The 11313-nt window shown below is 39.3% G+C and carries 9 protein-coding genes; 8 read left to right on the forward strand and 1 reads right to left on the reverse strand.

Going from position 1 to position 11313, the window contains the following annotated elements; all coding sequences use genetic code 11:
• Window positions 1-99 precede the first annotated feature (99 nt).
• From G440_RS0119040 to G440_RS0119070, 7 genes are all read left to right on the forward strand, one after another.
• Window positions 100-1458 carry a pyridoxal-phosphate dependent enzyme gene (locus tag G440_RS0119040; RefSeq protein ID WP_026452747.1) on the forward strand — a complete coding sequence of 453 codons (1359 nt, stop codon included), beginning with the start codon at window positions 100-102 and terminating at the stop codon, window positions 1456-1458.
• A gap of 187 nt (window positions 1459-1645) precedes the next feature.
• Window positions 1646-2029, forward strand: a complete 384-nt coding sequence (locus tag G440_RS0119045; RefSeq protein ID WP_026452748.1) for a DUF202 domain-containing protein — start codon at window positions 1646-1648, stop codon at window positions 2027-2029.
• Window positions 2030-2074: 45 nt separating this feature from the next.
• Window positions 2075-3376 carry a DUF2851 family protein gene (locus tag G440_RS0119050; RefSeq protein ID WP_026452749.1) on the forward strand — a complete coding sequence of 434 codons (1302 nt, stop codon included), beginning with the start codon at window positions 2075-2077 and terminating at the stop codon, window positions 3374-3376.
• 59 nt (window positions 3377-3435) lie between these two features.
• Entirely contained in the window at window positions 3436-3666 is a 231-nt protein-coding gene (locus G440_RS21560; protein WP_026452750.1) for a PspC family transcriptional regulator, read from the forward strand.
• Between the two features lie 191 nt (window positions 3667-3857).
• On the forward strand, window positions 3858-5519 hold the full coding sequence (locus G440_RS20465; RefSeq protein WP_034260033.1) for an alanine/glycine:cation symporter family protein: 1662 nt from the start codon (window positions 3858-3860) through the stop codon (window positions 5517-5519).
• 10 nt (window positions 5520-5529) lie between these two features.
• The gene (locus G440_RS0119065) at window positions 5530-6432 is read left to right on the forward strand and encodes a ComEA family DNA-binding protein (RefSeq protein ID WP_026452751.1); all 903 of its coding nucleotides are present in this window, start codon (window positions 5530-5532) and stop codon (window positions 6430-6432) included.
• Between the two features lie 47 nt (window positions 6433-6479).
• On the forward strand, window positions 6480-7646 hold the full coding sequence (locus tag G440_RS0119070) for an acyl-CoA dehydrogenase family protein (protein WP_026452752.1): 1167 nt from the start codon (window positions 6480-6482) through the stop codon (window positions 7644-7646).
• 94 nt (window positions 7647-7740) lie between these two features.
• Here the strand turns inward: G440_RS0119070 and G440_RS0119075 are convergent, their stop codons facing one another.
• Window positions 7741-7992 (reverse strand): hypothetical protein, encoded by a 252-nt coding sequence (locus G440_RS0119075; RefSeq protein WP_026452753.1) that lies wholly within the window; start codon window positions 7990-7992, stop codon window positions 7741-7743.
• Between the two features lie 319 nt (window positions 7993-8311).
• On the opposite strand from G440_RS0119075, the gene G440_RS20470 reads away from it, so the two are divergent.
• Window positions 8312-11313: fibronectin type III domain-containing protein (locus G440_RS20470; RefSeq protein ID WP_034260035.1), on the forward strand; the 3002-nt coding region annotated here is incomplete at its 3' end.

Consider the following 11313-nt stretch of genomic DNA (forward strand, 5'->3'; position numbering starts at 1 on the left):
GCATTAAATTGTACCTTTGTCCCCAAACTCCGAAGCCCTTGTGCTACGTAGCTTTAGCGAAGTTGTACGGCGAAGGAGTTCTTTTCTTTAAAAAAATCTATGGAATACGCAGAAAATATCTTGGGAACCATCGGCAACACACCAATGGTGAAAATCAATAAAATAATTGGGGATATCCCCGCTTTGGTTCTTGCCAAATACGAAACTTTTAATCCGGGGAATTCGGTTAAAGACCGGATGGCTTTAACGATGATTGAAGACGCTGAGGCCAATGGCAGTTTAAAACCAGGAGGAACCATCATTGAAGGTACTTCTGGAAATACTGGAATGGGGCTTGCGCTTGCCGCAATTGTTAAAGGCTATAAAATGATCTGCGTAATTAGCGATAAACAAAGCAAGGAAAAAATCGATATTCTTAAGGCCGTTGGGAGTAAAGTTATCGTTTGTCCAACAAACGTTGCACCCGAAGATCCGCGTAGCTATTATTCTACCTCAAAACGACTGGCTGAAGAAACGCCGAATAGTTGGTATGTCAATCAATATGACAATCCTAGCAACACCAAAGCACATTACGAAAGTACAGGGCCGGAAATCTGGAAACAGACGGATGGAAAAGTTACTCACTTTGTTGTAGGTGTTGGTACTGGCGGAACTATTAGCGGAGTTGGTAAATATTTAAAAGAACAAAATCCCAACGTAAAAGTTTGGGGAATAGACACCTACGGGAGTGTTTTCAAAAAATATCACGAAACCGGTATTTTTGACGAAAATGAAATCTATCCGTATATCACCGAAGGCATTGGGGAAGATATTCTTCCAAAGAATGTTGACTTTAGTGTAATTGATGGGTTTACGAAAGTGACGGATAAAGACGCTGCCATATACACGCAGAAACTTGCTAAAATGGAAGGTTTCTTTTTAGGAAACTCCGCAGGAGCAGCGATAAAGGGATTACTTCAATTAAAAGATCATTTCACCAAAGACGATGTAGTAGTAGTGCTTTTCCACGATCACGGGAGTCGTTATGTGGGTAAAATGTATAATGACGAATGGATGCGCGAACGTGGTTTTGTAGAAGAAGAAGCTAAAAATGCTGCGGATTTAATCAAGGAACACGAAGACAAACCTTTAATAACTGTAAAAACAGAGGAGCTGGTTGGCCACGCTATCGAGCGGATGAAAAAATATAACATCAGCCAGATTCCTGTTGAAGATACTAATGGCTTTGTGGGAGCTGTGGACGAAACGGATCTACTTCGAAAATATCTCGAAAACAAAAATGTTGCCGATCTTCCTATTAAAGAAGTAATGCACAAAGCCTTTCCAATAGTAAAGAAAAACACTAGTATTGAAGAAATTTCAAAATTGATTCACAAGGAAAATAATGCAGTTTTGGTAGATCTTGGCGATGGTAAGTTTAATATCATTACCAAGCACGATATAATAAGTGGGCTTTAGTTTTTTGCCCCGAATGCACGAATGTTTTTCTTATGAAATCTGTGTAATCCAGTTTTTTAGAGAAAATGATATCTTATTCGAGGTTTGATTTCTTATAGCATAAGCATTTTTTATTGCTACTAACAGACCGACATAAATTGATTCGTGAATTCGTGGCGAACGAAATTATTTGTATTTTTAAAGCAATATGAAAAACGAGGCTCAAAAATTATTTAGATTCCTTCGCACCAAGCCGGTGCCAGCAAATACAAATGAAATTTTGGCTTTGGAACGTACCAAATTGGCTAATGAACGTACGTTGCTTTCCTATATCCGCTCGTCGCTTTATCTCCTTATTGGCGGTATTGGGATACTTCAGCTCAAAGATTTTGATAATATTCACTGGCTTGGCTACATCGCGCTGGTGGTTTGCGTTGTTTTCTTGACTATTGGTGTTTTCCGTTATGTGCTTCTAAGTAGAAGACTTTATAAGTGGAACCGGATCCTATTTGTGGATCCTATTTCAGAAAAAATAGATAAAAAGTCTGATAATCAGCGTACAACTGAAAAGGCTGAGGTGCAGGAAAAATAATTTTTCCTTATATTTACATAGAACTCCCCCTAAAATAATTTTCAAATGAAAGAGGATTTTCTACACTACGTGTGGAAATTTCAGAAGTTTGATGTGGGTGAATTTTATACGTCGAACCATGAAAGTCTACACATTCGGAACCAAGGGAGCCACAACCTAAACTCGGGCCCCGATTTCTTTAATTCACAGATTGAATTAGACGCACAATTATGGGCGGGAAATGTTGAAATACATTTAAAATCTTCAGATTGGTACGCACACCACCACGAAACTGACCCAGCTTATGACAATGTAATTCTTCACGTTGTTTGGGAGCACGATGCCGAGATTTTTAGAAAGGACGGAACTGCAATTCCAACATTTGTGGTGAAAAAGTGGGTTCCTAAAAATACCCTGAAAAAATATCAAAAACTTTTTTCAAAAGAAAAGAAATGGATCAACTGTGAAAATGACTTTGCTCTCGTTGATGATTTCACTATTCAAAATTGGCTGGAGCGTCTGTATTTCGAAAGGCTTCAAAGAAAAGAAGTATTTCTGCTAAAGGAATTAAAAAGCTCTCAAAACCATTGGGAAGCTTTGCTTTTTAGAATGCTGTGCAAAAACTTTGGATTGAAAGTGAATGCGGAATCTTTCTTCAGCGTAGCTAAATCTGTAGACTTTTCAATAGTAATAAAATGCAGTCAAGAGCAACAGGATTTGGAAGCTTTGTTGATGGGACAAGCGGGATTATTGGAAGGAGCGAAGGAGGATTATTACTTCGAAACTTTAAAAACCAGTTACGAATATTTAAAGCATAAATACACTCTTAACAATACAGACCTAATTACTCCAAAGTTCTTTAGACTTAGACCGCCCAATTTTCCAACTATTCGATTGGCGCAACTGGCCATGCTGTACTTTGAAAGAAGTAACTTGTTTTCACAAGTAATTTCTATTCAAAACAAAAAGGATTTTTACGAACTTTTTGATGTTTGTGCGAGTGAATATTGGAATACACACTACAACTTCGACGTTTCTTCTTCGGAACGTAAAAAACGCATCACCAAAAGTTTTATAGATCTTCTTATAATTAACACAATCATCCCTATAAAATTTGGTTATGCCGTACAACAAGGTCGTGATGTTTCAGAAGAAATACTACAATTAGCTTCCGAAATTTCTTCCGAAGAAAACAGCATCGTCAAAAAATTTAATTCTTTAAAAAAAGTTTCAACGAATGCGTATCAGAGTCAGGCATTGTTGGAGCTGAAAGCTGAATATTGTGATAAGAACAAATGTTTGCAATGTGCCATTGGAAATGCTGTTGTTGGATCTGAATTGAAAGCTGATAAAAATGAAAACCTTTAAAATTAATTTTTTGATTTTTGAATATTGAAAATACGGCTTAATATTCGTATTTTGCACCTATGTTGAAGTCGATTTATTCCTTGCGTTATTATCTCGAAAAAAGGGGGTTTTATGTTTCTTCCCGACTAGCAGATAGATTGGGAATGCGGGCAAAAAGTGTCCGTCTTTTTTTTATCTATGTATCTTTCGCTACTCTTGGCGTTGGCTTTGCACTGTATCTTACCTTTGCTTTTATTTTGAGATTGAAAGACCTGGTAAATACCAAGAGAACTTCTGTTTTTGATTTATAGCTAGATTCTCACGTCTAACTTCACATTTATGATATGTGTTGGAAACGAAACCTTTAAATTATTTTTCATCAAAAAAGAATTAAAATTAAGGAATCGTTAACAATTTTCCCGGTAAACCTTTGAGTTTTTGATTTTTTTTAAGCATCTTGCTCTGTTTTATTTGACGAAGCATTTCATCTTAAAAATCCACTATGAAGAAGTTTATTCTCTCCCTAATCACAATTTTAATTCCCCTTATAACATTCGCTCAAGAGCAAAAAAGTCTTGGCCAAAAAATCGATGATGTTTTTGCAGAATATACCACGCCTATAGTTAATTTGATTTTTTATCCAGTAGAAATAGCTGGGATGGATATGCCAATAGTAATTATACTATTATTGGTGGGAGCGATTTTCTTCTCGTTTTATTTCAATGGCGTCAATTTAAGATATGTTAAAACCGCTCTTAAGACCGCCGCCGGAAAATATGACGAGTTGGATCATCACGTTCCCGCAGATCAAGAGATTGAGGTTAAGGATGGTAAAATTGTAGATACGGTGCAACTCACCGGGGAAGTTCCTGGAGAGGTTACACACTTTCAGGCGCTTACGGCTTCCTTGTCCGCCACGGTGGGTTTAGGAAATATTGCTGGTGTTGCAGTTGCGATTGCCTTGGGAGGTCCAGGCGCAACAATATGGATGATTGTAGCTGGAATTTTGGGAATGGCTTCCAAATTTGTGGAATGTACCCTGGGTGTTAAGTACCGGGAAGTTGATGCCGATGGAAAAACATATGGAGGTCCTATGTATTATCTTTCCAGCGGACTTAAAAAAATGGGAATGGCTGGTTTAGGTAAAGCATTGGCCATATTTTTTGCCGTGATGTGTATTGGAGGTTCTTTTGGAGGTGGAAATATGTTTCAGTCCAATCAAGCCGCAGCGCAGTTAACGCAATTAATGGATTGGGATGGTCCGAATGCGGGGCTTTACGTAGGTCTGGTAATGGCTGTTATTGTCGGTTTGGTGATAATAGGCGGAATAAAAAGAATAGGCTCTGTTACGGAAAAAGTGGTTCCGTTTATGGCAATTGTATACGTTGGAGCAGGGATGGTTATTTTAGGTATAAATTACGATATGATTCCTTTTGCCGCTAACGAAATATGGGAAGGAGCCATAAACCCCAATGCCGCTTTTGGTGGGGTAATTGGGGTGCTTATCGTTGGCTTTCAACGCGCGGCTTTCTCTAACGAAGCTGGTGTTGGTTCTGCCGCTATTGCACACTCCGCAGTTAAAACGCGCTATCCCGCAAGTGAAGGACTGACCGCTTTACTTGGGCCTTTTGTAGATACGGTGATTATTTGTACTATGACGGCAGTTGTAATCGTTATTACCAATGCGAAACACAACCTTTTTACCTACGGGAATTTGGACGCCTCAAGCAATGTAATGTTGAATGCAACCAATCAACCCATAAACGGTGTCGATTTAACCTCAGTAGCATTTGACTCCGCAATCCCTCATTTTTCTATTGTTCTAACAATTGCGGTAATATTATTCGCTATTTCTACTATGATCTCTTGGTCGTATTACGGACTTCAATCTTGGAAATTTCTCTTTGGAAAGGGAAAAGTTTCAGATACTACCTATAAAATATTATTTTTGATCTTCTTGGTTGTAGGAGCTTCTTCTAGCTTAGGTGCCGTAATCGGTTTTTCTGATGCTATGATTTTTGCCATGGTATTCCCCAATATTATTGGGCTCGTCCTTCTTTCACCTCAGGTGAAAAAGGAATTGAAGAAATACCTAAACGCAATCAAAATAGGTAAAATGGATGCTAAAATTCATCAAGATAGCAAGGAAGTTAAAGATGTTTAAATAAACTAATATGAATATAAAATCCCACTTCACGTTCAACAAGCAACAACGGAGTGGGATTTTACTTTTGTTGCTACTCATTATTGCCTTGTTATGTGTGTATTGGTATATGGATTTTTCCTCCTCGGCAGATAGATCTGACGAAAACACCTTAGATACTTCTTCTGAAGAAATTGTTTCCATTCAAAAAGAGTTGGATTCGCTCCGTATTGTTGAAATAGAGAATAGAAAACCGAAAAAATATCCGTTTAACCCTAACTTTATCACGGACTATAAAGGTTATGCCTTAGGAATGTCTAACGAAGAAATTGATCGGCTGCTTCAATTTAGAAAGGAAGGGAAATGGATCAATTCAATTGCAGATTTTAAACAGGTAACGGGTGTTTCAGATTCTTTGCTAAATGAAATAAGTCCCTATTTTAAATTTCCCGATTGGGTTACGAATCCAAAACCAAAAGCAGCCAGTACTGATTACCAAGCTGAAAAAGGTTTTGTTGAAAAATCTTTTACACAAAAAACAGATCTTAACAAAGCTACACAGGAGCAATTGCAGCAGGTGAGTGGCATTGGAGAAGCGCTTAGCAAGCGAGTTGTTTCCTATCGTGAAAAACTTGGCGGCTTTTCCAACGACTTTCAATTATATGAAGTTTATGGGTTAAATGATGAAGTGGTGCAACGGGCTTTAAATATCTTCACCGTTAAGACGCCTAAAGAAATCAATAAAATCAATGTGAACTATGCGTCAGCTTCCGATATTTCAACGATCCCTGGAATTTCTTTTGAAATGGCAAAGAAAATCTGGGAATTCAGAGTGCTTCGCGAAGAAATTGGTTCCATTCAAGAATTGGGTAAAATTGAGGGAATGACTGAAAGAAAGTTACAGCTAATTCAGCTATATTTGTCCATTGATTAAATTTTTTAAATTGCCGTAAGGCTTATAATTTTCAGTTTCACACCGTCATGAATAAAATGTATTTTACAGAAGAACACGAATTTTTCAGAAAGAGTTTTCAGGATTTCCTGCAAAAAGAAGTTGTACCACATATTGATAAGTGGGAAAAAACAGGACATATTGAACGCTTTATTTGGGAGAAGTTTGGAGAAATGGGATACTTCGGTATTTATCAAGCTGAAGAATATGGAGGTTTGGATCTCGATCTTTTTTATACCGTGATCTTTTTGGAAGAACTTCAAAAGATAAATAGTGGTGGCTTTGCTGCGGCTATGTGGGCGCATGCCTATTTGGCAATGACGCACCTTAAAAAGGAAGCCAATCACGAGCAAAAAGAAAAATATTTAGCACCAAGTATTACCGGCGAAAAAATTGGCTGTCTTTGTATTACAGAACCTTTTGGTGGAAGTGACGTGTCTGGAATGCGCACTACTGCTGTAAAAAAAGGCGACAAATATGTTTTAAACGGATCAAAGACTTTTATCACAAATGGGGTTTACAGCGACTATCTTATTGTTGCAGCAAAAACTTCCCCCGAATTAGGGAATAAAGGGATCAGCATTTTTGTGGTAGATCGCGATGTAAAAGGTGTTTCGGCAACCAAGCTAGACAAACTAGGCTGGCGTGCGAGCGACACTGCCGAAATAGCTTTTGATAACGTTGAAATTCCCCTTACCAATTTAATGGGCGAAGAGAACGCTGGCTTTCCTTATATAATGCAGCATTTTGCATTAGAAAGACTTATTATGGGTATCAACGCGCATGCGCGTAGCGAGTTTGCTTTGGAATATACTATTGAGTATATGAAGGAGCGCACGGCATTTGGAAAAAGTATTTCACAATTTCAAGCTTTACGTCACCGCGTTGCGCAGCTTGCCAGTGAAATTGAAGTTTGTAAAACTTTTAATTACGTTACGGCAAAACGATTGAACGATGGCGAATATGTTGTAAAAGAAGCAACTATGAGCAAATTGATATCCACCAAAGTTTCCGATGAGGTAATGACGGAATGTCTTCAGTTTTTAGGAGGTTATGGCTATATGGAAGATTATCCATTGGCGCGTTTGATGCGTGATAGCAGATTAGGACCCATTGGCGGTGGAACCTCAGAGATTCTGAGAGAAATTATTTCAAAAATGGTCATAGAAGGAAAAGAGTATAAACCAGCAACCTAAAGTTCGGTCAGCTGTTCGAGAGAAAAATAAAAAAAGCCGTTTCAATTAGTTTTGAGACGGCTTCTTCATTTTAAAATCTAACTCAAGTTTCACACTACTTTACAATTATCACTGGATTTGGAGACTGCTTAAAAACCTCAAAGATTCGCTGTGAAGTATAAGGACCGAGTAACTGTTTGCCTTCCCCTGACTTTCTATGGTACTTGTACCTTCCAATGGCGAGTACCTTTTTGTTGACCTTCAAAATCCTTTTGATCAAACCTATCGAGATAAACAAACGCTCCATTAAAACATAGTACACTGCTAACTTTCTTTGGTTTATACTTTTAAATATGTCGATAAGCATTTCGTTCTTCTATAGGTTGAGCTCTTTAAAGCTTTTTAAGCGGGGCAGTCATTCCTTCCCTAAATTCTAAGCGAACCGAACAAGATTCTAAGTCATATCTACCGAATTCTAAGTCATATCCACGCAGTACTAATTCTGTATTGTACTTATAGTTAATTAGTTATATGTTTAAATGATTTGATAAATTTTTTGTTATCTGACTCTTGGTGAGTGAAAGTGTTTTATAATTTAATTTTTAAAAATCAAATAACGGGAGAAGTTGAAGATTCCTTTCCAGTGTGGATAAAACCTTCGATATAACTAACCAAATATTTTAATTATGAAAACAAAAACTAAATTTTCAATTTTCCAGCGATTTTCGCTGAAGAGAACCCTGCTGCTGCTGACGCTGTTGCTGGGAACAGCTTTTGCCTGGCAGGCAACTGGTGCAGAAGGTATAAGCGATTGGGCAGGCCCAGTTAATTTTACAAAACTGGCAACCCCTCCTGATAACGACGAAGCCTGTAATGCCACGGTAATTGCTTGTGGCGATGAGATTACACAATCCATGGTTGGCGCAACAGCTTCTCAGGATGATGACTGTCCCGGGACTGGAACTGCAGATGTCTGGTTTTCGTTTACTTCAGATGGTTCACAGCAATACACCATTGCGGAAAATTCTTCTTTTGATGCCGTCGTGCAACTTTTTAAAGGCGACGATTGCAACAACCTCACAGAAGTCGAATCATGTTCGGATATCGATGAGTCCTATACAGTGAACGAAGCGGGAACCTATTACTTCCGCGTTCGACCATACTACGTATCAGTCCAAGGTACAATAACTGTTGATATGACTTGTGAAGATTATGAATGTCCTACACCAACTGATTTAGCCGTTGATGATATCACGGAAAACAGTGCAGAACTTAGCTGGACAACCAGCGCAAACCAAAGTGATATTTATCTTGTGGAAGCAGGCGATCCAGCTCCAGATGAAAACAGCACACCAACTGATGCCGGAGTAACATCTCCAATAAATTTAGATAATCTAACGCTCTCTACGGCGTACGACGCTTATGTCCGCTCCGATTGTGGGGCAGAAGGTGTAAGCGAATGGGCAGGCCCCGAAACCTTTACAACGCTGGCAACGCCTCCTGATAATGATGACTGCTCTGGTGCAATTGCACTTTCATGTGGTGATTCAATTGCTGGAACTACGGTAGGGGCTACTGAGAGTGATCTTGGAAATCCTTCTTGCGCTACGGGTGTACCAGCTGATGTATTTTACACGCTTGACGTAACAGCGGGAACAGAATATATCGTTTCTGTGGCAGGTTATGCCTATAATGCTGTTCTTGCAATTTACAGTGGTGAATGTGACGACTTAGTTGAAATTAGCTGTGCCGATAATAGTATCTATTCAGGTGTTGAAGAAACTATTACCTATACGCCTGATACAGATGGAACAATCGTTATCAGAACATACGACTGGAGTTCAACTCGAGGTAGCTTTACGATTTCTGTTTCTTGTGGAGCAGGACCAGAATGTGAATCGCCCATTGATTTAGCAGTTGATAACATCACGGAAAACAGTGCAGAACTTAGCTGGACTACCGATGCTACCCAAAGTGATATTTATCTTGTGGAAGCAGGCGATCCAGCTCCAGACGAAAACAGTACACCAACTGATATCGGGGTAACATCTCCAATAACTTTAGATAATTTGATGGAGAATACGGCGTATGATGCTTATGTCCGCTCCGATTGTGGAGCAGAAGGTGTAAGCGATTGGGCTGGACCAGTTTCTTTTACAACACTGGCAACAGTTCCTGATAACGATGATTGCTCTGGTGCAATTGCACTTTTATGTGGCGATTCAGTTGAGGGAACTACTGTGGATGCTACTGAGAGTGATCTTGGAAATCCTTCTTGCTCTACGGGTACACCAGCTGATGTATTTTACACGCTTGACGTAACAGCAGGAACAGAATATACCGTTTCTGTGCAAGGTGCTGACTATGATGCTGTTCTTGCAATTTACAGTGGTGAATGTGATAACTTGGTTGAAATTAGTTGTGCCGATAATGGTTTCTCTCCGGGTGATGAAGAAACTATTACATATACGCCTGATTCAAATGGAACAATCGTTATCAGAACATACGACTGGAGTTCAAGTCAAGGTAGCTTTACGATTTCTGTTTCTTGTGGAGCAGGACCAGAATGTGAATCGCCTACTAACCTTGCGGTTAACGTGATGGGGCCTACAACCGCTCAAGTTACTTGGTCAGGAAATGCCGATGATTATGAGATAACTTGGGGAATTTCTCCATACAGTCCCGGCGATCCAGGTGGTAGTCAAGTTACTACTGGAAATACCAACTTGTACTATATAGATACGGAAGCTGATACGGAATACGACTTGTATCTAAGAGCTATTTGCGATGATGTAAACAGTGAATGGACAAGTACTTCCTTTACTTCTGATGAAGCAGATGAGTGTCCGATGCCAACGGCTACAAGCATTGATAACATCACTGAAAACAGTGCAGATATCACTTGGACCCCGGCTGATGCAACAGATGATTATTGGGAGGTTTCAATCACTACTATAGGCCAGAGTCCGGAAGACGGAATGAGGACCGAGGTGATTGATGATGCTTTTTATACGGCAACAGGCTTAGATCCTGATACGGATTATAATGTTTATGTTCGTACAATTTGTGAACCAGGTTATGAAAGCGAGTGGTTTGGGGGTACTCCGTTTACTACGGATGAAGCTGATCCAGAACCTTGTCAAGATCCTTACAATGACGATGCAGCCACTTCTGATGTGTATATTTCAAATATTGAAATTGCAGGAATTGGAATCGATATAGGTAACCCAGATTACGATTTTACTTACACTTCCAACACTATGTCACCGAATGGATATGAGGTAATCACCAATCCTACACTGACTGTTTATCCTGGATTGGTAGGTGAATATACCGTTAGTAGTGGTCCTACTGGAAACAGCAATCAGTACTACTATTCAGTATGGCTTGACTTTAACCAAGACGGATGTTTTGATGCAGATGAGCAAATTATCTGGAGCAACGATGTGATTTGGGGCGGCGGTATTCCAAACGGAGAAACCGGTGTTGTAGATGTGCCAATGACCTGGGAAGCTATGGCTCCTGGTACTTACCAAGCTAGAATCCGAAATAGTATGATGGATCATCCTATGGCTGAAGGTAATGGAGATGGAGAAGCAATAGACTTCACTATCGAAGTGATCAGTGAAGCGGATGCTCACAGGCTTTTAGGAGTAGAAAGTCAGGTATTTACCAATTTCACTTACTA

Origin of the sequence: Aequorivita capsosiphonis DSM 23843 (genome assembly GCF_000429125.1) — a bacterium.
Classification (GTDB): Bacteria; Bacteroidota; Bacteroidia; order Flavobacteriales; family Flavobacteriaceae; genus Aequorivita; species Aequorivita capsosiphonis.